Origin of the sequence: Cohnella hongkongensis (genome assembly GCF_042654645.1) — a bacterium.
Lineage (GTDB): Bacteria > Bacillota > Bacilli > Paenibacillales > Paenibacillaceae > Cohnella > Cohnella hongkongensis.
On sequence record NZ_JBHSEP010000005.1, the window covers coordinates 44,960 to 67,539 of the forward strand.

A 22,580-nucleotide genomic window follows, 5' to 3' on the forward strand; every position below is an offset into this window, starting at 1 on the left:
ATGAATTGGCGGTTTACAGGGGAAATCATGTCGAATTCGGTAAGCGAAGAGCCTCAGCCTAGCTTCTTCGTGCCGTCCCGCCAAATTGCTTAAATGCATTGTTTCGCATCAAACATTAGATTAGAATGAGTACAAAGAAAAAACAATTCAAAAAGGGAGGAAAAGCAATGCGAACAGAGGAATGGATTTCTGCCGGAACGCTGGATCAACTGAAGTCTGACGGCGCCAAAGTCATCAAGGGGGGAATCGCCGTATTTGCCCATGAGGACGGAGCGGCGGCAGTAGACAATCGCTGCCCGCATCTCGGTTTTCCACTCCATCTGGGAAGTCTCTGCGACGGAATATTGACCTGCCACTGGCATCATGCGCGCTTCGACATCTGCAGCGGCGGTACGCTCGATCCATGGGCGGACGACGCGCTGGCTCACGATGTCAAGATCGTGAACGGAGAAGTATGGGTCAACGCGGCCTCTCGGCAATCCATGAGTGTTGAAAGGTTGAAACAGCGATTGCGTGAAGGTTTGGAGCAAAACATCGGCATTGTTATCGCCAAGGCGGTCGTCGGCCTGATCGAAGTTGGCGTGTCCGAGGACGAAATTGTGCGAATCGGCATTCTGTTCGGGACATCGCAAAGCAGCGGCTGGGGCAGCGGCTTAACGATCTTGACCGCTATGCGCAACGTTCTTCCGAAGCTCGATAAGCAAGGTCGTATCCTCGCCCTATATCACGGCCTGGTGCACGTTGCCCGGGCAGGGGCGGGCCGCTCTCCCCGTTGGCTGCTCGGTCCGCTGCCGTCCGCGGACGCTTCACCCAAGCGCCTTGCCGATTGGTATCGCAGCTGCGTGGAAGTACGCGATTCGCAAGGCGCGGAGAAAGTGCTGCTGACCGCGGTCGCCGCCGGCATGTCGCCGGTTGATATTGCGGACATGCTGCTTATTGCCGTCACGGACCATTTCTATCTGGACGGAGGGCATACGTTCGATTTCCATAATAAAGCGTTCGAAGCGCTGGATGCGCTTGGGCCGGACGCCGCCGAAGCCATTCTCGCCTCGCTTACTCCCTTGATGAGAAACCCGTCGCGCAGCGAAGAGCAGCATCATTGGCAATCCCCGGTTGATCTGGTCGCGCCGCTGAAGCAGGCATTCGAGCGGCTGCGGCACGGGGATTTGTCCGACCTAGCAGCAGATTCAGGCGCGTCGTTTGATGAAGGCGCTTTCGTCGAGAAGCTGCTCGGCGATCAGCCGCTTGCAACGATCCAACATATTTCCGAAGCGCTGCAGGGAGGCGTTGCTCCTGCCCGGCTGGCCAGACTGATAGCTCTGGCGGCTGCGGAGCGCATTGCGCGCTTCCACACCCAGAACGATTTTGGGGATTGGCTGGCCGTGCTCCATACGTTCACTTACGCTCATGCCGTGCACGAAAGGCTGCTGCGCTCGAAGGAGCCCCTGCTGTATCGTGCGCTGTTCTACGGGGCGATCGCGATTTATCATGACCGCTTCTTGAACGTGCCGCGGGCTCCAAAGCCGAGGAAGGACGAATATCGGGAAGGCATGGCTGAAGCGTCGACCGATGACTTCCTGTCTCTGCTGGACCGGCGGCAGCAGGTGGAGGAGGCGGCGGGGTGGGTTGCCGCTTACTTGGATTCGGGCCGCGATCATGGACCGCTGCTCAATGCGCTCGGCCACAGCTTGCTGCGCGAAGACGCCGAATTCCATTCTTTCCAAATGTACGAGGCCGCTGTCGCGGAATACGACCATTGGCGCTCCTTGAAAGGAACCGAGGCTTTAGCCGATCAAGCGGCGGATACGATGCTGATTGCATGCGCCCGCTATCTGGCCGCCCATGCTCCGACGGCGAGAGAGCTGCCGCATACGGCTCGCATTGCTTGGCGGCTGCATCGCGGAGAGCGGCTCTTCGAATCCGAATAGTGAACGGACGGCGGATTCGGTTTGCGAGTTTCCCATGACGACAGGCTGCCATCAAAAAACGGCAGCCTGTCAAACTATCATAGCTCGATAGCTTGCCTGGATTCTGTTCAGCGGACGCTCATGTGCTTATAGTATAAGATAAGGACCGAGAGTGTTGTATTACAAGGGGGAGTCTGCTTGTCCGACATACAAGAGCCTATCGAGGCCATTCCATACTCTGTGCTTGAGAATATGAGCTTTAGACTTAGGGACATCGACCGTTTGGGAAGCGGCAGCGGAGAGTGGTCTCTGCGCATGCAGTTTCTGGAGTCGCATATGCTGCTGTTCATGCCCAGCGGCCAAGGCTGGCTCACGATAGACGGAAGATTCGTCGAGCTTCGTTCAGGCTCCGTATACGTCGGTTTTCCCGGACAGCTCATAGAGGCTGCTGTACATTCTCTGGATGAACGAGGCTTGTACTGCATGAGCTTTGATGTGTTCGAGAGGGAGGGAACGTCTGAGGAGGACGGTATGCGAATCGTGAAGCGGAACAGCCGGTTTCCTTCCCCTAGAGAAAATCTCCCGGCGTCTCCGATTTCCGTCGGCGTGTTGTGCGAAGCGATATGCGAGCATTGGCAGAGCGAGAACGGCTTGCGGCGTTTCGGCGGTCAAATCCGTTTTCTTGAACTGTTGTATACGATTATGCAGAACGATCCGGGTTTGCAGGGGAACGAATACGAGGCTTCCCTGGAATATGTGAAGGACTATATTGAGCTTCATTACATGCGAAAAATAACGATTGAAGAGCTGGCTAACGTTGCGCGCGTCAGTCCTCGGCACTTCATGCGGCTGTTCAAGAAAAGATACGGGTGCAGCGCGATCGATTATTTGGCCTTTCATCGGATAAAGCAAGCGCGGATGCTGATGAGAACCGACCGCCAGTATCGGCTTAAGGATATTGCCCGTCACGTCGGCTATCAGGACGACCTCTATTTCCGACGCAAATTCAAGCAGGTTTCCGGCATTCCTCCGGCGGCATTCATTCGCAACAGCAGGCAGAAAATCGTTGCCTATAACTCTCTCGCAATAGGAATGCTGCTCGCCCTGCAAATTGTACCTTGCGCGGCTCCCGGCAGCCATCCGTGGACCGACTATTACAGAAGAAAATATGAAACGGACAAGGTGATTCCGCTTAGCGACGAAATACCGGCGAGGTTGGAACAACTGCGACTTGCGAAGCCCGATTATATCGTGACGGCGGATGTTCCCGCATCCGGCGAAGATCATGCCCGGCTCGGCGAGATCGCCCCTGTCTGCGAGATCCCGTCGCAAGGCCGTAATTGGCGGACGCAGCTGAGGTTTGTGGCGGAGTTTCTGGGCCGAACCGAAGTAGCGGAGGCGTGGCTGGATCGTTACGAGCGGAAAGCTGAATTGGTCAGGGAACAGATCGCGGATTCGGTCAAGAAGGACAAGCTCCTTATCGTGAGGGTACGCGGAGAAGATCTGCTCGTGCTGGGACTGCGGACCATCGCCGCCGTTTTCCATGAGGATCTGCGCATTCCGTCCCCCGTCGGCGCGGAGCAGCTCTGGGGCCGGGAAACCGTCTCCCTCGAGGAGCTATCCGAGCTCGAAGCCGACCGTCTTCTCCTTATTGTGGACGAGGATGCGCAGTCGCAGGCCGGATGGAAGTCGTTGATACGGCGTCAACAATGGCGGCTTATGCGCGCGGTTAAGAAGGGATGCGTGGACTTGCTTCCGGCAAACCCTCTAATTGAATATACCGCTTTTACCCATGAGCTTCTTCTTGATGAAGCATCGAAGCTCTGGCGAGATCGTACATAGAATAAAGTCCAGATTGTCAATATTTTATGGTCAAGGATTCTATTATACTCCTAAGTGAGAATGATAATTAATATCGATTGCAGGGGGAGTATTAAACGAATGAAACGCAAATGGTTGACAGCAGCAGTGATTTGCATAGCTTTGACGGTTATTGCGGCATGCGGCGGTTCCGCCAATGAAGCCGGCAACTCCGCCGACGGCACGCCTGTCCATACTTCGATCCATTCGCAAGCCGGGCTTTCGGAACAACAGCGTGTTGTAGAGAGCGTTAAGGGGAACATCAGCATTCCGGCGAACCCGGAGAAGGTGATCGGACTGTCGGTCGTGTATCCGGAATTTTTGTATGCCCTGGGGGTGGTGCCGATAGCCGTGCAAAACTATCATGCCGATTTCCCTTCTTATTTGGAGCAGCCGTTCAAGGATACGATAAAAATGGGCATTGCCAGAACGCCTGATTTTGAAGCGATATTGGCCGCCGAGCCGGATTTGATCCTTGCGCCCGTATGGTGGTCCGAGAAGGATTACGATCAGCTTTCGCAAATTGCCCCAACCGTGCTGCTGCCGCAGCGCGACAACTGGCGCGACGAATTACGGGACATCGCGGCGGTGCTTGGCAAGGAAGAGCAAGCCGAGCAAGTCATTGCGGACTTGAAGGCCAAGGAAGTCGAAGCCGCGAAGAAGCTGGATAACCTTGTTGGAGAAGAAACGGTTCTCTACATACGAGTGATGGCGAAGGAAATCATCGTTCATGGCGAAAACATAGATAGAGGAAGCCTAGTTCACAAACAGCTGGGACTGAGACCCGTTGACAATTTCCCGCAATCCGAAACCGCGCTCTCCATTTCGCTCGAAATGATGCCGGAATACAATGCCGACCATTTGATCGTACAGCTGGACGATGAAGCCAACGATGAAGTGCAGAAGCAGTTTTCCGGAATGATCGATACTTCCTTGTGGAAAGGCTTGAAGGCCGTCCAGAAAGATCGGATTTACAGGGTCGGGGGCAAGGAGTGGTTTAATGTGGGCATGTCTCCGCTTGCCGATAGCTTTGCCATCGATGCTATCGTGAGTGCTTTCGAGCAAAAGCTTCAGTAGCCGGCTTATGCGAACAAGGATGAGGATGCAGGAAAAAGAACTTTACGATGTCACCATCGTCGGAGGCGGACCGGCGGGGATGTACGCGGCATTCTATGGCGGCATGCGCGATATGAAAGTTAAGCTGATTGAAGGCAGCGGACAACTGGGCGGGTTTCTGCACACCTATTCGGAGAAAATGATCTGGGACGTAGGCGGCATACCGCCCATCCGCTGCGAGAAGCTGATCGAATGGCTCGCGCAGCAGGCCGTTACCTTCGAGCCCACGCTTGTCTTTCATCAAAGGGTGGAAGGTTTTGAGCGGCAACCGGACGGAACATTCGCGCTGCGCACAAATACGGGGGAGCTGCACGATACCCGCACCGTTATTATTGCCGTGGGCAGAGGCATTGCGGAGCTGCAAAAGCTTGACGTCGAAGGGGCGGAGCGCTACGAGTTAACCAACCTTCATTATACCGCCAACCCTATACGACAGTTTAGCGGCAAGCATGTGCTCCTATCGGGAGGCGGAAATTCTGCGGTCGATTGGGCAATCGAGCTTGCCGATATAGCGAATCGGGTAACGGTTGTCCATCGTAAGGAGGATTTTCGCGCAATGGAGCGGAATGTGGCTTTAATGCGCAAGACGGCCGAGGTTCGAACGCCGTACAGCATCGCTACGCTGCATGGCCGCGACGACAGGATCCAGCGGGTCACGATTGCGCATGCAGACAGCGGAGAACGGGAGACGCTCGACGTCGACGCCGTCATTGTCAGCCATGGCTTCAGCAGCAATCTCGGAGCGCTTGCTGCTTGGGGGTTGGAAACAAGCGAGGGGCTGCTCGCTGTGAGCGAAGCGACCAGGACGAACGTCCCGGGCATTTTCGCGGCCGGGGATTGCGCCGCTCACCCCGGCAAGGTGAGGCTTATTGCCGGGGCATTCAACGACGCGATTCTGGCAATTAACAGCGCCAAGCACTTTCTTGAACCGGAAGCGCCGGGTATGGCTTACGTGTCTTCCCACAATGAAATTTTCAGAGAGCGCAACAAGCTCATAACGGGCAATAATTGATTGCGTAAAGCCGAGCGATGATCAGGTGAATTCCTGGTCATCGCTCGGCAATCGAGCCATGATAGTTTGACAGGCGAGGCCAGGCCGGGTTCAAGCCCTTCTCGGTTGCTAGGCCATTCTCTTTGCTCTCGGCAAGCAACCTTACGCCCAGGCCCGCATAGGTGGGAAGCACCGTGCCAAAATACCTTCGGATCCCCGGAAATCAGTAGTCTCGGCGTCGGCAAGCACCGGATTGCCCTCGTACGTCGTCCACGTACGGCCTTTGTCTTTACTGTGAGCGAGGCTCTGCTTTTGGTCTACCCGAATCTCTGCTGCAATGATATAGTTTTATTTAATAGAACAACTTTAACGGGCAACTAAGCGATCGCAAGCCTCAATCCTCATCCATGAACGGAGGAAACGGACAATGGAGCAGGCGAAATTCAAGCTGCCGCGAAGCTCAGCCGAAGCGCAAGGCATACGATCCGAAGCGATTACGGGGTTTCTGGACGATCTCTCCGGCAAATCTATCGAAACGCACAGTTTCATGATCGTCCGGAACGGACATGTCGTGGCCGAGGGGACGTGGCATCCCTATCGGATTGAGGATCGACACATGCTGTTCTCGCTCAGCAAAAGCTTCACTTCGACGGCCATAGGCTTCGCGGCCTCGGAAGGGCTGCTGTCCCTGGACGATCGCGTGGTCCGCTATTTTCCCGAGGATCTGCCGCCGGGCGAACCGTCGCCGCTGCTGGAGGAAATGCGCATCCGCGACCTGCTGACGATGAGCACCGGGCACGAGCAGGATACCTTCCCTCTCAGCGGTCAATACGACGGCAATTGGGCGAAGGAGATCTTGAGCAAGCCGGTCGTGCATCCGCCGGGAACTCGTTTCGTCTACAACTCCGGCGCTACGTATCTTCTGGCCGTCATTTTGCATCGGGTAACCGGCGGCGTTCCGCTTTTGGAATATTTGGAGCCGCGATTGTTCGAGCCGCTTGGCATTGCGAACGCGACGTGGGAGCAGTGTCCGCGCGGCATCGCCGTGGGCGGGTGGGGATTGAGCGTCGCCGTGGAGGATATCGCGAAGTTCGGCCAGCTTTATTTGCAGAACGGGATATGGGACGGGAAAAGAATACTTCCTGAAGGGTGGGCAGAGGAAGCGACCTCCAAACACATCGACAACGGAAGCGAAGCGGATAACGACTGGCATCAGGGCTACGGGTATCAGTTTTGGCGATGTCGTCATGGCGCTTACCGCGGCGACGGCGCATTTGGGCAATTTTGCATCGTGCTGCCCGAACAGGCCGCCGTCATCGCGGTGACTTCAGGCACGGGCAATATGGGCGGCATCATGCAGGCGATCTGGGACAACCTGCTGCCGGCGATGGGGCCGGAGCCGGTCGAGAAGGACGTCCGGGCGTCGCAGTCGCTGACGGAGCGGCTTCGTGCGCTGCGATACGATCCGCCGGCGGCGGAAGCGTTCAACCCGGCTGCCGAACGGAGCATGAACGGAGTTGTCTATCGGCTGGACGCCAATTCGGCTCAATTGGAATCGTTGGCTTTCTCATTCGGCGACGATCAGGTTCTTGTCACGATGGTGAATCCGAGGGGAGTGCAGCGCATGGCGGCCGGCCGGGGCGTCTGGCGGGAAAGCGCCTGTTCCCTGCTCGGCGACGCGGAGCAGAAGATTGCCGCAAGCGTCGTATGGAGCGATCCGGAGACGATCCAGCTGACGATGCGTTTCGTGGAGTCGCCGTTCACTTTCGACGTCGCCGTCCGCTCGAAGGAAGACGGCGCCATCGAGGTCAGGATGCGTGAGCATGCCGCCAAGAACAATTACCCGGTTATTGCGGGCAGGGCTTGAACGAGGAAATGATGGCAGACGACTATATGGCCTTAGTCGGTTACCCGACGGCGAAGACCGTGAAAAAGCGCAAGGACAAAGAAAGAATTGACGGATAGATTTGACGGTGGTAAGATCGAACTGAAGTTAAAACCTTAAAACTTTCGAACGGAATGCATCCGCTTGGAGAAAAGGAACAAAAAAATCCAAGTGGAAGAGGGCTGATTTTATCGCGTTTACACGACATACATACGAGGAAGTTCGACATTTTTTACTTCTAAAGTTAAAACCTTTAAACTTTTGGGAGAGGTGAACGAATTTGACGAACGTATGGAAACGGAAGGGCTTGAAGATTGCGCTGCTTGCGCTGTTGGCCGGTCTGATGGTGCCTGTCTACGCGCCGGCTGCTCAGGCGAATGCGCCCTTCGGGACGGAGATTATTGTGCGGACGGTTAATCAGTTCCGAGATGCGGCTGATGTGACGGCGTTCATCAACAAAGCGGTACAATACAACGTCGACGTTATTAATCTGAATGTCAAACAGGACGAGGACGACGAGGTGCCGTCGGGCTACGTTTTTTACGACAGCGACATCGCTCCGATCGCTCCCGGCTACGAGACGTTCGACGCTCTCCAGCACGTCATCGCGGCAGCGCATGCCCATAACATCCGGGTGAGGGCGTGGATCCCGCAGTTTCACGATCAGGCGGCGTTTAACCTTAATCCCTCGTGGCAGATGTATGCGCTTGTCGGCGGCACGGCCCAGCCGTTCACAGGGTCCGGGGGCGACGAGTACTTCGTCAATCCGATTCACCCCGGCGTTCAAGCTTATCAGCGGTCGATTATTTCCGAGGTTGTCAGCCAATACGACGTGGACGGGGTCGTGCTGGATTGGCTGCGGTTCGACGATTACAACATGGACGTCAGCAATTATACGGTGAATTTGTATGAAAGCCTGTACGGATATTCTCCGTTGTCGATCAACTTCAACGTGAACTCCCCTCGCCGGCAGGAATGGAACGAATGGCGGACGGACAGGATCGGGCAATACGTACAGGACGTGCGGGACGATATCGATGCGATCAAACCGGGGCTGGAGCTGGGCGTCTATATCTTGCCGCCGGAATTTACGGAAGTAGGCCAGGACGTATCGAAGTTTCATCAGGCGATAGACTTCGTCGCTCCGATGGCTTACTTCGACGACTGGGGCTTCGATGCGGATTGGGTTTACGGCCCGAACGGCATTCTGGCGGATACGGCCGCGCTTGCGGGTCCGGCCGTCGCAATCGTGCCGGCCTTGGACGACGATTGGACGAACGCGGAGTACGAAGAAGTGTACGGCGGCATCAGAGATCGCTTCCCGAATGTCTCCCATCTCTCCTTCTTCTCCTACGGGGCCTGGAGCGACACGGCGCTCAGCCGAATTCAGGCGAGAAGAACGTGGCCGAATAACGGAGAATACGAAGCCGCTCTGCCGGAGGGGTGGCGGGCGAGAAACCTCGGCCTGTCCGCCGGGACGGCCTCGTACAGCAGCGGAAGCTTCACGCTGACGAGCAGAGCGTCCGACATATGGGGGACGCAGGATAAGCTGAATTATATTTATCGGCCGATGACCGGAGACGGCGCGATCGTCGCTCGGGTAAACGCCATGAGCAATATGAACGGCTGGGCTAAAGCGGGCGTCATGATCCGGGAGACGTTAAACCCTTCCTCGAAGCATGCGGATATGATGATGACGCCAGACAACGGGGCGACGTTCCAGTACCGCCAGACCGGCGGCGGAAGCACGACCGATTCGATCGCCTCCGCGAGCGTGCCGAGATGGGTGAAGCTCGAACGGTCGGGCCATCAGTTTATCGGTTATGTGTCGGCTAACGGAACGACCTGGACGGAGGTCGGCAGAAGAACGATCGCGATGGACAGCGCCGTGTATGTCGGTCTCGCTTTAAGCAATCCGGGGAATTCGAACGCCAACCAGGCGGTGTTCCAGCAGGTGCAGCTGACGAATTAGCGCCTGACAAAGGAGGCGCTTCCTAGTAGAATAGAAGGCGGTGTCCGTTCCCGGCTCTCGGAACGGGCGCCGGTATCGCCATAAAGTTATAACGTTTAAACTCAAAGGAGAAAGACAGCAGATGAACATTCATGATGTAGCGAAAAGGTCGGGCTTGTCCGTCGTGACCGTATCGCGGGTCATCAATAACTCGCCAACCGTCCGCGAAGCCAACAGGCAAAAGGTGCTGAAGGCGATGGAGGAGCTGAATTATCAGCCCAACTCGGCGGCGCAAAGTTTGGTTCGCGGCAAAACCGGCATCATCGGGATGTCGATTACGAATTTGAACGATTCCTTCTACGATCGCGTAATTAAAGTGGCCAACCGCAAGCTGGCGGACCAGGGGTATTTCCTGGCGCTGTCGATCTCGGAGAACGAAGGCGAAGGCGATATCAACAACTTTCTGTTTCAGCGAGACCGCGTGGACGGCATCATCCTGCTGTCGCCCATCGAGGAGGAGCAGTATGTCGCCGAGCTGAAAAAGAAAAAAATTCCGTTTATCCTGCTGGATAACCAATATGAGCACGACGACGTGTCCAGCGTAGTGGTGGATAACTTCCAGGGGGGATACGACGCGACGAAGCATTTGCTCGATCTTGGCCATACGAGAATCGCGCATATCGGCGGTCCGACGATCTTCCTGAGCGCAGCCGAGCGAAAAAGAGGATATATGAAGGCGCTGGCCGATGCCGGTTTGACGCCCTTTGCCATCGAGTACAGCGGGTTTACGGTAAGCAGCGGCTACGAGGTGGCCAAGAAATGGATCCGGGAGGATGCGCTGCCTACGGCTATCTTCGCGGGGGACGACTTTATCGCGCTTGGCGTCGTTCACGCGCTGCGCGAGGAGGGCGTCCGCGTTCCGCAAGATCTGTCGGTCGTCGGCTTCGACGATCAGCAGCTGGCGGGGGAGTTCTATCCGAGGCTAACGACGGTTCGGCAGCCGGAGGCCCAGATGGCCGGCATCGGCGTCGACTTGCTGCTTAGGCAGATTAACGGACAGATGGAAGCGCCTACGGTGACGAAGCTCAGTCCCAAGCTTTTGGTACGAGAATCTACTGCTTATTTGAAGCAAAGTTAATGGAGGTTCGGGAGTGAGCAAGCGGATGAAATACTATTTGGGCGTCGACGCAGGCGGAAGCAAAACCTTGGCGGTCATTGCGGACGAGAACGGCCGCATAGCCGGAATCGGCAGAGGAGGGAACGGCAATCACCAGTCAGACAGGCGGCAGGCGGAGACCAGTCTGAAGGAAGCGGTGTCGGGCGCGCTTAGAACGGCGGGATTGACGGAGGAGCAGATCGAGTTCGCGTGGTTCGGCCTCGCGGGGGCGGACCGGGAAAGCGATTACCTCGTCCTCCGGCCGATGATCGCCGGGCTGAAGCTTCCCCGAACGGAAATTTCCTGCGATACGACGATTGCGCTTCGCGCTGGAACAGAAAATGCATACGGGATTGTGCTGATTTGCGGATCGGGCGTCAATTGCTCGGGCACGAACCAGGCGGGGAAGACGTTCCAGTGCGGCGGATTCGGCTACTTGTTCGGCGACTTCGGCGGCGGTTACGACCTTAGCGTCGAAGTGTTCCGCAGCGTCATTCGGGCGTTCGAAGGCCGGGAGGAAGCGACGGTCTTGTCGGAGAAGCTGATCGGGCTGCTGGACTACGCCAGCGTGGCGGAGCTCCGAGAGGATTATCTGGACCATTCCAGACAACCGCCGATTGGCGTGGCGGAGCTGCTGTTCCCTGCGGCCGAGGAGGGGGACGCGACGGCGATCCGGCTGCTGGTCAAGCAGGGGGAGGAGCTGGGGCTCGCCGCAGCCGCGACCGTTCGTCAGCTGGACATGGGCCAAGACGCGTTTGAGATCGTGCTTGCCGGCAGCCTGCTGACGAAGGGCGACCAGGCCGGCATCATTCGCTCGGCCATCGAGCGAAAGGCCAAGGAGGCGGCCCCGGGCTGCACCTTGAAGGTCTTGAACAGGGAGCCGGTCGTCGGAGCGCTCCTATGGGCTATGGAACGAGGCGGACTGCGGATCACCCGGGAGCTGACGACCCGTCTTTCGCACATCCATCCCAATATTATTCCGAATATTCAAAACATTCAGTAAAGGAATGGTCCAGGTGAAGAGAGCATGGGAAGGCGAATGCCGATGAAGGCAGCCAAGCCGAGCAAGCTGGAGCAGTTTCGAAAGCAGTGGGATTTGCAGTCGATGGTCCTGCCGGGCGTTCTTTTCGTTTTCGTCTTCAGCTACATTCCGATGTACGGCGTGCTGATGGCTTTCCAGCAATACGATATTTTCGCGGGCATATGGAGAAGCGAATGGGTCGGCCTGGCGAACTTCCGGATGTTCTTCCAGGCTCCGGAGTTCGGCAACGTCATGCGCAATACGATTGCGATCAGTCTCTTTAAGCTCGTCATCTCCTTCCCGGCTCCGATCGTGCTGGCGCTGATGCTGAACGAAGTCCGCCATATGGCCTTCAAGCGCGTCATTCAAACGATCAGCTATTTGCCTTATTTTTTATCCTGGGTCATCGTATCGGGCTTCGTGTTCTCGCTCCTGTCGGTCGACAACGGCACCGTCAATTTGCTGCTTCAGCGGCTCGATCTCATCGAGCATCCGATTAACTTCCTGGCCGTGCCCGAATATTTCTGGACGATTCTCGTGAGCGTGAACGTGTGGAAGGACGTCGGGTTTGCGAGCATTGTCTACTTGGCCGCCATCGCCGGCGTAGATCCGACCCTGTACGAAGCGGCATCCATCGACGGGGCGAGCCGGTTTAAGCAGATCTATCTGGTCACGCTGCCCGCGATTGCGCCCGTCATTATGATCTTCATGATTCTGGCCATCGGCAACATTCTGAGCGCAGGCTTCGAGGATATTTTGCTGCTCGCTACCAATCCGATTCTGCGAGACTATTCCGACGTGATCGACACTTACGTGTATCGCGTCGGCATCTTGAACTCCCGCTTCTCCTATGCGACGGCCGTCGGGCTGTTCAAGGCGGTGATCAGCGTCGGCTTGCTTCTCGCGGCCAACCGCTTGGCGCGAAGGACGGGAGTCAGCTTGTGGTAAGAGACGGACGCCATAGACGGGGGGATGAACATGCGGCTTAGTCTCGGCGACAAAATCATGCAGCGGTTGATCTATGCGGCGCTGACGGCGCTCGGGATCGTGATGCTGTACCCTTTTTGGAACTCGCTCGTGATCTCGTTCAACCTGGGCAGCGATACTTCGCTCGGCGGCGTGACGCTATGGCCGAGAGCCTTCACGCTGGAGAACTACGCCATCGTGTTCGGTGACCAAAGGCTGTTGAACTCCTTCTGGATTTCCGTAATCAGAACGGGGAGCGGCACGGTTCTGTCGTTGCTCCTGACCGCTCTGCTCGCCTACGGCATGTCGAAAAAAACGCTGCTGTTCCGCAAGCCATACATGGTTTTCTTTATCGTCACGATGTTCTTCAGCGGCGGTCTGATTCCGACGTTTATGCTCATTCGCTCGCTCGGCATGCTCAATACGCTGTGGGTCTATATTATTCCGGGCCTGATCAGCGTTTACCATATGATCGTGATTCGCACGTTCTTTTCCGCGCTTCCGGAAGGCCTCGAGGAGTCGGCGAAGATTGACGGCTGCAGCAATTACGGCATCTTTTTCCGCATCGTCGTGCCGGTATCCGGTCCGGTGCTGGCGACGATAGCGCTGTTTACCGCCGTCGGGCATTGGAACGATTGGTTTACCGGAGCGATCTACGTGTCGAAGGATGAGCTGCTGCCGATCCAGACGCTGCTAAGGCAGATTATGAACTCCAACATTATGACCGAGATGTCCTCGGCCAACGCGATCGCCCAGGAGCATATGAACCGCAATCGCACGGTGACGACGAAATCGCTCACGATGGCTACGATGATGGTTGCGACTATTCCGATTATTTTGACCTATCCGTTCCTGCAGAAGTATTTCGTCAAGGGCGTATTGATCGGGTCGATGAAGGAGTAGTTTCAATGATAAAAAAAAGAAGGCAGGGGAAGAAATGAACAGGAGACGAAAGTGGATTTCGCTGGTGTGCATGGGCCTGGCAAGCGTTGCGATTATGGCGGCGTGTTCCGGCAACGAGGGGCAGAAAGAGACGAGCAGCCCCGTCCCGAGCGCGAGCCCGAGCTCCGGTCCGAGCAGCTCGAACGAAGAGATTGGCGTCAAGCCGGTAACATTCTCGTTCTACGGCCACTATGATTGGCTGACGACGGCGCCGTGGGGGGATAACGAAGCGACGCGGTGGATTCAGGAGAACCTCAAGGTAACGGTCGAGCCCGTGCAGTCGGGAGGCGCCGCCGAGGAGAAGCTTAACACGATGATTGTCGGCAACGATTTGCCGGATGTCATATTCACGGATCGCGGAGCGACGGTAGAGCGTCTGGCGAAGGCCGGCAAGCTGGTGGCGCTCGACGACTACTACGAGAAGTATCCGAATTTCAAAAAATACGTGAAGGAGTCCACCCTGAATCTGCTTCGTTCGGAAGACGGCAAAATCTATCAAATTCCGAACTGGTACACTTCGGGAACGTTCGGCAACGGCGGCTGGATGGTCAATAAAGAGATCTACAACGAGCTGGGGCGGCCGGCGCTGGAAACCTTCGACGACCTCTACGCTTATCTGATACAGGTGAGAGAGAAATATCCGAACGTCGTGCCTCTGGAGGTGGGAGAGAAGGGGGCAGGTCTGGAAGTGATGTACGGCGGGTTCAAGGAGGATGCCACCAGCAAATGGATCAGCCTGATGGGTTATCCGGACGGCAACCGGCTGGTGTCCATCTACGAGGACAGCGCTTTCGAGGAGCTGATGCTCTATGTGAGCAAGCTGTTCAGAGAACGGCTGATCACGCAGGACGCCCTGCAGCAGACGCAGGACGCGGTGAAGGAGAAAGTCAATACGGGCCGCGTCGCGGTGATGATCGAATCGAACATTACGACCTACGGAGCAGAAGGTCACCGCGCGCTGACCGCTTCCGATCCGGATGCCGGCTATGAGGTGATCTGGCCGATTCGCAAGGCCGGGTTGAGCAAGGATAAGGTGTTTGTAAGCGGCTTCGAGAGCTTGGGCTGGAACGTCAACGTCATTACGACCGAGGCGAAGGATCCGGAAGCGATCTTCGCTTACTATGACTGGATCACCGGGACGGAAGGGCAGAAGGTGCTGTTCTTCGGACCGCGGGGGCTGTACTGGGACGAAGAGGCCGAAGACGGCTCGCCGATCCCGAACGAGACCTACAAGACGGTCGATGTCAGCGAGCGCACGGAGAAGATGAGGAAATTCGAGGACTTCAACTGGGCGGGGAACACCACCTTCATCGATACGGCCAAAATGAACCTCGAGGCGGCGCTGTCGGAGTCGCAGCGATCGTGGGAGACGATCGCGCAGTCCACGGTAACCTGGGCGACGGCCAAGGATATTACGGAATTCGTCAATACCGAGCCGCTGCCGGACTCCGAGATCGGCGTCATCTCGCAGAACGTTTACGACATCTACACGGTCGCTTTTGCGAAGATGGTTCACGCCAAGACGGACGACGAAGTGAAAGCTGTGATGGAGCAGGCCAAGAATGATTCCGAGAGAGCGGGGCTCGCCAGGCTGCTTGAATTCAGAACCGAGAGATGGCAGGCTAACGTCGAGAAGATTAACCGAGGTCATGAATAATCGGAGGGATCTCCTATGTGGGCGGATGTAAGATCAAAGCTGTCTTCCCTTCTTGCGATCAGCCTCATCGTCACATCGCTCGGCTTGGGCGGCGGGAACGCCGCCCAAGCCGAGGAGGCCGGAAACCCGCCGTTCGAGACGGAGCTGATCGTGAGAACCGTTAACCAGTTCAAAACCGAGGCGGACGTTCATGCCTTCGTAGAGCTGGCGAAGCAATATCATGTAACCGTTATCAGTCTCAACGTCAAGCAGGACGAGGACGACGAGGTGCCTTCGGGCCAAGTATTCTACCCAAGCTCGATTGCCCCGATCGCTCCCGGGTACGAAAGCTTCGACGCACTGAGACATGTCGTCGATGCCGCTCACCGCGAGGGGATCAAGGTGCACGCCTGGATTCCGCAGTTCCACGACCAGGCGGCCTTCATGGCTCATCCGGACTGGCAGATGCAGGCTTGGGTGGACGGAGAGCGGATTCCGTTCACCGGCTCGGGCGGCTCCGAATATTTCATTAATCCGATCCATCATGAAGCGCAGCAGTACGAGCGGTCCATTATCCGGGAAGTGATCGAGAACTATGACGTAGACGGCGTCGTGCTGGACTGGATCCGCTTCGACGACTACAACATGGACGTCAGCGATTATACGATTGGGAAATTCGAGGCGGAATTCGGCTATTCGCCGCTGAGCATCGATTTCGATACGGCCTCCGACCGGAGGGAAGAGTGGAACGAATGGAGAGCGGAGCAGATTGGACAATATGTGGCGGACATCCGCGGCGATATTCTTCGCTCGTCGAAGCCGGATGTGCAGCTGGGCGTCTACATTTTGCCGCCCGAATTCGCTGAAGTAGGCCAGGATGCGGAGAAATTCAAAGCTTCCATCGACTTTATCGCGCCGATGGCGTATTTCGACGACTGGGGCTTCCCGGCGGATTGGGTGTACAGCGACGAGTACGGCATATTAAAGGATACGGCGGATCGGGTGAGCGGGGAAAATACGGCGATCGTGGCTACCTTGGACAACGATTGGACCGACGACGAGTATCAGCAGGTTTACCGGGGAATTCGCGAGAACTACCCGAACGTCAAGCGACTTTCCTTCTTCGCTTACCATACTTGGCCCGAGGAGGAGCTCGCCAAAATTAGCGAACGCAGGCAGTGGCCGACACCGGACTGGGAGCCGCCGGTCGAGCGGGATTATGAAGCGGCGCTGCCAGACGGCTGGAAGGGCAGGAACATCGGGTTGAAGCCGGGATCGGCCCGGTACGACGAGGCTTCGGGACAATACACGCTCAGCAGTCATTCTTCCGACATCTGGGGCAATATGGACATGCTGAATTACGTCTACCGCCCTCTCGAGGGGGACGCTTCGATGACCGTCCGGGTGGAAGCGATGGAACAAATGAGCGAATGGGCGAAAGCGGGAGTGATGATCCGGGAATCGCTGGACCGCGATTCGAAGCATGCCGATATGATGATAACGCCTGGGAACGGGGCCACCTTCCAGTATCGGGAGCATACGCGCGGAGATATGGCCGATCGGACCGCTGCCGCCGAGACGCCGATCTGGGTCAAGCTGACCCGCAGCGGAGACATGTTCACGGGCTTCATCTCGGACGACGGAACGGAATGGCGGGCGGTGGGCAGCATGACGATCCCGATGAACGAGCAGGTCTATATCGGCCTGGCCGTCAGCAACCCGGGAGGGTCAGCCGACAATCAAGCCGTATTCCGCCAGGTGCAGCTGCTCGAAGGAGAAGGCGGACCCGGGCCCGGAGAGCCGGAGCCGTCCGGCGAAGTGCCGCCGCCATGGCAGACGGCTCATATCGGCGGAGGCGCGTCGAGCAGCTCGCGCTACGATGCGGCGTCGGAAGCTTTTGCTTTACAGAGCACGGAGACGGACATCTGGGGGGAGAACGATTCTCTTCATTACGTCTATCAGCCTCTGGAGGGGGACGGCTACATCGCCGCCAGAGTCCGAAGCCTGTCTCAGACGAGCGAGTGGGCGAAATCCGGCGTTATGGTTCGAGAGACGCTGGCGGCAGACGCCAAACACGCGGATATGATGATGACGCCGAATGTGGCAAGCTTCCAATACCGCGACCGGACAGGCGGCAGCACGGCGGACGCCACGACGGACGCGGATCTGCCGATGTGGGTCAAGATCGTTCGCGCAGGCCATCTGTTGATCGGCTATCGATCGGACAACGGCGTCGACTGGACGCTTGTCGGCGAACGGGAGGTCGAGATGGCGGATCAAGTTGTGGCCGGGATCGCGTTCAGCAACCCCGGATCCTCGGCCGCGAATCAGACGATCGTCGACCGGGTCGAGATTTACGAAGGAAGCGATACCGAGAAGCCGACCGCGCCGGGAACGCCGCAAGTCGAGGAGGTGACGGGAGATTCCGTCTCTCTGTCCTGGACCGCTTCAAGCGACAACATCGCGGTGAAGGGCTACGAAATCACCTACGGGCAATCGGTCGTCTTCGTCTCCGGCACCAGAGCCGATCTGAGGGGGCTGGCGCCGAATACGTCCTACCGGATCGAGATCAGGGCGGTGGATCTGGCGGGCAACCGTTCGGACCCGGCGGAGGTCTCGGCCTCGACCGAAGGCTACAACGTGCTGAAGGGTCACAATTGGGAGGGGTTCTCGGGCGCTGTCGTATCCGGCGATCAGGTCGTTATCCGCGGCATGGGCCGCGGCATCATTCCGCTGGGCGATTCACCGTCGCAGCCGGTCGTCGCCAATCCGCCGATTCACCTTCGCGGACCGCAGCTCATCGTTGAGGGAGATTTCCGGGTCGACTATTCGATGCTGGCTTCGCGGCAGTCGCGGGCGTCCGTGCAGCTGTACGGTTCTCTGCCGGTCATTCAGGACGAATGGCGGGAAGAGGGGAAGTACGTCAGCATGGCGCTCGACAACGGCAAGCTGAACGTCAGCGTGTATGACGGCGCTTCTTCCCGTCCGGCAACAGCCAGCTTCGACGATGCCGGAACCGGGGAGATCAGAGTCTCCCTCGCGAGAACGAACGGCAAGCTGGAATTTTACCTGAACAACGTCAAAGCGGGCGAGCTGGACGATCCGGGCGTGTTCGACGCCGGCAAAGCGTATTTCGGCGCCGATGCCGCCGTCGGCCAGTCGTTCCTCATCCAGGCGATCTACGTGAAGCCGCTAAACGCGGCCTCCTCCGTCGAGGTGAGGGATCAGCGGTTCGTGAAGTCCGCAAGCGAGGAAGGGTCGCTGCGCAGGCTGGCCGAGCGCAACTACCCGCATCTGTCGATCGGCACGGCGGTGTCCGTTAACGCGCTGGTCGGAGATCCGCAATACGCGGAGATTCTGGGACGAGAGTTCAACATGATCACGCCGGAGAATGACATGAAGTTTCAATTCATTCATCCGCAGCGGGATCAGTACGCCTTCGCCGAGATGGACGCCTTGATGGAGTATGCCGAACGGAACGACATGAAGGTTCACGGCCATACGATGGCATGGAGCGAGGCGGTGCCGAGATGGGTGACCGAGGGCAACTTCAGCAGCAGCGAGCTGAGAACGATACTGGAGGAGCATATTGCGACCGTCGTCGGCCGCTATCCGCAAATTTTAAGCTGGGACATTATTAACGAGCCGCTGGCCGGTCTGAATACCGATCCGTCCATCCGGCCTTCGATCTGGTACGAGAAGCTTGGCGAGGAATATATCGAGATTGCGCTGCGAGCCGCGCACGCCGCCAATCCGGCCGCCAAGCTGTACATCAACGAATACTGGATCGAGGAAGACAACGTCAAGAGCCAAGCGGTCTACGAACGGGTTCGAAGCCTGAAGCAGCGCGGCGTGCCGGTTCACGGGGTCGGCTTCCAGATGCACGAGGATTTGACGGACGAGTGGGATCCGGTCAGCGCGGAGGAGTTCCGGGCGACGGCGGCCAAGTTCGCGAATTTGGGCGTCGAGGTTCGCATATCCGAGCTGGACATGAACATCCATAAAGCCGTCAACGAGGAGACGCTTCGGGAGCAGGGCGAATATTACGGCTCCATTGCGGATATGGCGAAAACATTTCACGTAAACGGGATCCGGTTCGGCGCGTTATCGATGTGGGGCTTTACCGACCGCTATTCCTCGCTGCAGCCGCATCATGCGTACGGCCAGTACGGCAACGGTCTCATCTTCGACGAGAACTACAGGCCCAAGCCGGCTTATCGGGCTTTGGCGAAGTCGCTTGGCGAGCCGGCGCCGCCGACTCCTCCGAACCCGAATCCCAATCCCGGTTCTAATCCGGGTTCCAGCCCGGGCTCCAACCCGAATCCGGGTCCGGTTTCCGGGGGAGCCGAGAACGATGAGCCATCCGTAGAGCGGAGGTTTTCTGCCAATGAGGGAGGAACCGTGAAGCTGGGAGACCGGTTCCAGGCGGTCGTCCCCGAGGGGGCGCAAGCCTCGGCCTGGACCTTGAAGCTCGCGGAAGTTCCCGAGGCGGAAGCGGGCGAGCTTCTATCGGCTGCCGGGAACGCCAGCCTTGCGCCCGTCTATGAGCTGGCGAATGCCGATGCGGCGCCGCTGGTCCGGCCGATCGTCCTTCGAATCCGGGCGGACGTCCAGCGATTGAAGGACGGACAGACGGCGGCGATCTTCTTCAGAGATCCGGCCGGAGGCGGGTGGGAGCGGGTGGCCGGCTCGCAGCTGGCGAACGGAGAGGTAACCGCCGAGACGGATCGGTGGGGATATTATACGGTGCTCGCGGTGGAGGAAGCCGCGGCGGCGCGTTTTACCGATATCGACAGCCATTGGGCGAAGCCGGAGATCGAACGGGCCTACGGGCAAGGATGGATTCAAGGGTACGAGGACGGCAGCTTCCAGCCGAACCGCGCAGTCAGCCGCGCCGAGCTCATTCATCTGCTCGTTCAAGCGCTGGCTGAAGAGAGCGGCGAAGGAACCGGGGGCAGCCGAGCGGCGTTCGCGGATCAGGCATCGGTCGGCGAGTGGGCGCGAGCCTCTATTGCGGCGGCGGCAGAGCGAGGCTGGATTACCGGCTATGCGGACGGCCGCTTGCGGCCCAACGCTTCCTTGACGAGAGCGGAATTCGCCGCTATTGTGGCCCGGGCGCTTCAGCTTCCGGCAGACGCCCGGTTAACCGGGTTTGCGGATGACGGGCAAATCCCGGATTGGGCGAGAGGCTATGCGGCGGCTCTGCAACAAACGGGGGCGATGACCGGCAAGCCCGGCGATCTTTTCGCGCCTCACGACTCCGTCACCAGAGCCGAGGCGGTGAAGGTGATTTTGTTCGTGATTCAGAAAGGGTAAAATTCGCTATCCTGATCTGAATCCCCTCCGGCAAAAACGCGATTCTGCGTCTAGAGGAGCCGAAGGCTTTTTGCTTGGTCGGTCCTTGATCGGTTTTTTCGTGGAGGGGATACTTGCCGCAGTGGGGCGACCGGTTGCTTATAGAAAAGAATACGACGCAGATACGCCGCGCGAATGGCGCAGTGTTCCTTCAGAGCCGCTTCCAGGAGCGGTTCTTTTTTTGCGCTCAATCCGGCTTATCTGATGATCGGATAAAAATACCGGGCAATCGGGCATGTTACCGGAGAATAAAAAGAGGTAGGGTGGAGAAAACCGTTACACTGGAGGTACGAAGAGGATGACAAAGCAAGCCAAATTTCAATCCGCCCATGCGGCGATCGTGCGCGATGAACGGCTGATTCGGACGGCGGAGCGACTGAAACCCGTCCTGTTCACCGAAGAAGTCGAACCGGAGCAGCTCGTGAAAGTCGAGGCCGACGATTCGGCGACGCACGGATGGCGAGTCGAGAGAGAGGCCGGAATCGATGCGCTGGCAAGCCGGGAGCTGGGCAAAGGGCAATCGGTGATCGCCGACTTCGGCGACCACCGGGTCGGCTATGTTTCCTTTAAGATCAGACCCGTCGGCAGCCCCCCGGACGCCCTGCTGGATCTGGACGACAGCGCGCCCGCCTATAAGCTGGCGAAAATTCGCCCCGGGTGCGCGAACGGAGAGCTGACGTTCGCCCGCGCAAGCCTCGAATCCGCCTACGGGAGAGCGGCTTCCGGGTGGCGCGCGGAGGGCGGCGACGTTCTCGTCGAGGTCGACGTTCCGGCCAATGCCGGCGCGGACATTTTGCTGCCGGGCGCGCGGCTGGCGAACGTCACGGAGAGCGGGACCCCGCTGCAGGCGGTCGAAGGCGTTCGGTCGCTCGCGGAGACGGGAGAGGGAGTCCGGCTGACGGTCGGCTCCGGTTCGTACCGCTTTCGCTTCCCGTCGGCAGGCTCGAATTGATTGCTTTCGCAGAACAGGAGCAGTTCCATCCATCGCGATGGGCTGCTCTTTTTTCCATGCCCTGCGAGAGCGATCAAAAGGAATAAGAGGGGATGCGCCGAATTGAAATATTACTGGATTCCTCCGGGTATGTGGCATGCACCCGAGCATGGCATGAGCTTTGCGTCATTAGCAGCGGAGAGCTTAGTCCGGTATTCGATGGATAACCGGGATTGCGCGGTGCCGTGTTTCGGCTTCTTGGCGCATTTTTTCGTAGACGGTGGCGTCGGGAATTCGATATCAAAAATGGAGTCGACTTGGTGTGTAGGAGTGGTAAGCGTGGAAATCAAACCGGACGATTTGACGGGCGATGAGGTGCGGGAGCTTATTCGGCAGCATTTGGCTTCGATGGCGGAGGGGGCTCCTCCCGAAAGCGTGCATGCCTTGGATCTGACCGGGCTGAAACGGCCGGACGTCGCTTTCTGGAGCGTATGGGACCAGGGTGAGCTGATGGGCTGCGGCGCGCTGAAGGAACTGGACGAGCGGCACGGAGAGGTCAAATCGATGCGCACGGCGTCGGCCCATCTGAGGAAGGGCGTCGCCAGGCGCATGCTGCAGCATATCGTGGACGAAGCCAGGAGGCGGGGCTACCGCCGGCTAAGCCTGGAGACGGGATCGATGGATTTGTTCTTACCGGCGAGAACCTTGTATGAAAGCTTCGGCTTCCGCTACTGCGAGCCGTTCGCGGACTACGTCGAGGATCCTTACAGCGCGTTTATGACCCTTGAATTGGAATAAAGGAGCGCCTGCCTGACGGAGTGTCGTCTCTGCCAAGCCCAAGCGGGCAAGATCCCTTTCGGGTA

General features: G+C 57.9%; 14 protein-coding genes. All 14 read left to right on the forward strand.

All coding sequences use genetic code 11. The annotated features are described in order from the left end of the window. Positions 1–167: 167 nt before the first annotated feature. Positions 168–1,928, forward strand: a complete 1,761-nt coding sequence (locus tag ACFO3S_RS09120; RefSeq protein ID WP_378094598.1) for a Rieske (2Fe-2S) protein — start codon at positions 168–170, stop codon at positions 1,926–1,928. A gap of 177 nt (positions 1,929–2,105) precedes the next feature. After that, complete coding sequence (locus tag ACFO3S_RS09125) at positions 2,106–3,749, forward strand: ABC transporter substrate-binding protein (protein WP_378094600.1); 1,644 nt, start codon at positions 2,106–2,108, stop codon at positions 3,747–3,749. 99 nt (positions 3,750–3,848) lie between these two features. Further along, positions 3,849–4,844 carry an ABC transporter substrate-binding protein gene (locus tag ACFO3S_RS09130; protein WP_378094602.1) on the forward strand — a complete coding sequence of 332 codons (996 nt, stop codon included), beginning with the start codon at positions 3,849–3,851 and terminating at the stop codon, positions 4,842–4,844. A 25-nt stretch (positions 4,845–4,869) separates the two neighbouring features. Next, positions 4,870–5,895, forward strand: coding sequence for an NAD(P)/FAD-dependent oxidoreductase (locus ACFO3S_RS09135; protein WP_378094604.1), 1,026 nt, complete (start codon positions 4,870–4,872; stop codon positions 5,893–5,895). A 406-nt stretch (positions 5,896–6,301) separates the two neighbouring features. Continuing rightward, positions 6,302–7,741, forward strand: a complete 1,440-nt coding sequence (locus ACFO3S_RS09145) for a serine hydrolase domain-containing protein (RefSeq protein ID WP_378094606.1) — start codon at positions 6,302–6,304, stop codon at positions 7,739–7,741. Between the two features lie 298 nt (positions 7,742–8,039). Continuing rightward, positions 8,040–9,731, forward strand: coding sequence for a family 10 glycosylhydrolase (locus ACFO3S_RS09150; RefSeq protein WP_378094608.1), 1,692 nt, complete (start codon positions 8,040–8,042; stop codon positions 9,729–9,731). Positions 9,732–9,852: 121 nt separating this feature from the next. After that, positions 9,853–10,848 (forward strand): LacI family DNA-binding transcriptional regulator, encoded by a 996-nt coding sequence (locus ACFO3S_RS09155; RefSeq protein WP_378094610.1) that lies wholly within the window; start codon positions 9,853–9,855, stop codon positions 10,846–10,848. Between the two features lie 13 nt (positions 10,849–10,861). Beyond that, the gene (locus tag ACFO3S_RS09160) at positions 10,862–11,869 is read left to right on the forward strand and encodes an N-acetylglucosamine kinase (protein ID WP_378094612.1); all 1,008 of its coding nucleotides are present in this window, start codon (positions 10,862–10,864) and stop codon (positions 11,867–11,869) included. 24 nt (positions 11,870–11,893) lie between these two features. Beyond that, entirely contained in the window at positions 11,894–12,835 is a 942-nt protein-coding gene (locus ACFO3S_RS09165; RefSeq protein ID WP_378094614.1) for an ABC transporter permease, read from the forward strand. 30 nt (positions 12,836–12,865) lie between these two features. Continuing rightward, complete coding sequence (locus ACFO3S_RS09170) at positions 12,866–13,756, forward strand: carbohydrate ABC transporter permease (RefSeq protein ID WP_378094616.1); 891 nt, start codon at positions 12,866–12,868, stop codon at positions 13,754–13,756. 34 nt (positions 13,757–13,790) lie between these two features. Then, entirely contained in the window at positions 13,791–15,452 is a 1,662-nt protein-coding gene (locus tag ACFO3S_RS09175; protein ID WP_378094618.1) for an extracellular solute-binding protein, read from the forward strand. Positions 15,453–15,467: 15 nt separating this feature from the next. After that, positions 15,468–20,747 (forward strand): endo-1,4-beta-xylanase, encoded by a 5,280-nt coding sequence (locus ACFO3S_RS09180; RefSeq protein WP_378094620.1) that lies wholly within the window; start codon positions 15,468–15,470, stop codon positions 20,745–20,747. A 337-nt stretch (positions 20,748–21,084) separates the two neighbouring features. Further along, complete coding sequence (locus ACFO3S_RS09185; RefSeq protein ID WP_378094622.1) at positions 21,085–21,738, forward strand: alpha-L-rhamnosidase C-terminal domain-containing protein; 654 nt, start codon at positions 21,085–21,087, stop codon at positions 21,736–21,738. Positions 21,739–22,056: 318 nt separating this feature from the next. After that, positions 22,057–22,515, forward strand: a complete 459-nt coding sequence (locus ACFO3S_RS09190) for a GNAT family N-acetyltransferase (protein ID WP_378094624.1) — start codon at positions 22,057–22,059, stop codon at positions 22,513–22,515. The last annotated feature ends 65 nt before the right edge of the window (positions 22,516–22,580 follow it).

Excerpts from the sequence above, each read along its gene's own strand:
- ACFO3S_RS09120 (WP_378094598.1), top strand. The coding sequence starts at position 168 with ATGCGAACAGAGGAATGGATTTCTGCCGGAACGCTGGATCAACTGAAG.
- ACFO3S_RS09130 (WP_378094602.1), top strand. The coding sequence starts at position 3,849 with ATGAAACGCAAATGGTTGACAGCAGCAGTGATTTGCATAGCTTTGACG.
- ACFO3S_RS09135 (WP_378094604.1), top strand. The coding sequence starts at position 4,870 with ATGCAGGAAAAAGAACTTTACGATGTCACCATCGTCGGAGGCGGACCG.
- ACFO3S_RS09145 (WP_378094606.1), top strand. The coding sequence starts at position 6,302 with ATGGAGCAGGCGAAATTCAAGCTGCCGCGAAGCTCAGCCGAAGCGCAA.
- ACFO3S_RS09155 (WP_378094610.1), top strand. The coding sequence starts at position 9,853 with ATGAACATTCATGATGTAGCGAAAAGGTCGGGCTTGTCCGTCGTGACC.
- ACFO3S_RS09165 (WP_378094614.1), top strand. The coding sequence starts at position 11,894 with ATGGGAAGGCGAATGCCGATGAAGGCAGCCAAGCCGAGCAAGCTGGAG.
- ACFO3S_RS09170 (WP_378094616.1), top strand. The coding sequence starts at position 12,866 with ATGCGGCTTAGTCTCGGCGACAAAATCATGCAGCGGTTGATCTATGCG.
- ACFO3S_RS09175 (WP_378094618.1), top strand. The coding sequence starts at position 13,791 with ATGAACAGGAGACGAAAGTGGATTTCGCTGGTGTGCATGGGCCTGGCA.
- ACFO3S_RS09180 (WP_378094620.1), top strand. The coding sequence starts at position 15,468 with ATGTGGGCGGATGTAAGATCAAAGCTGTCTTCCCTTCTTGCGATCAGC.
- ACFO3S_RS09185 (WP_378094622.1), top strand. The coding sequence starts at position 21,085 with ATGACAAAGCAAGCCAAATTTCAATCCGCCCATGCGGCGATCGTGCGC.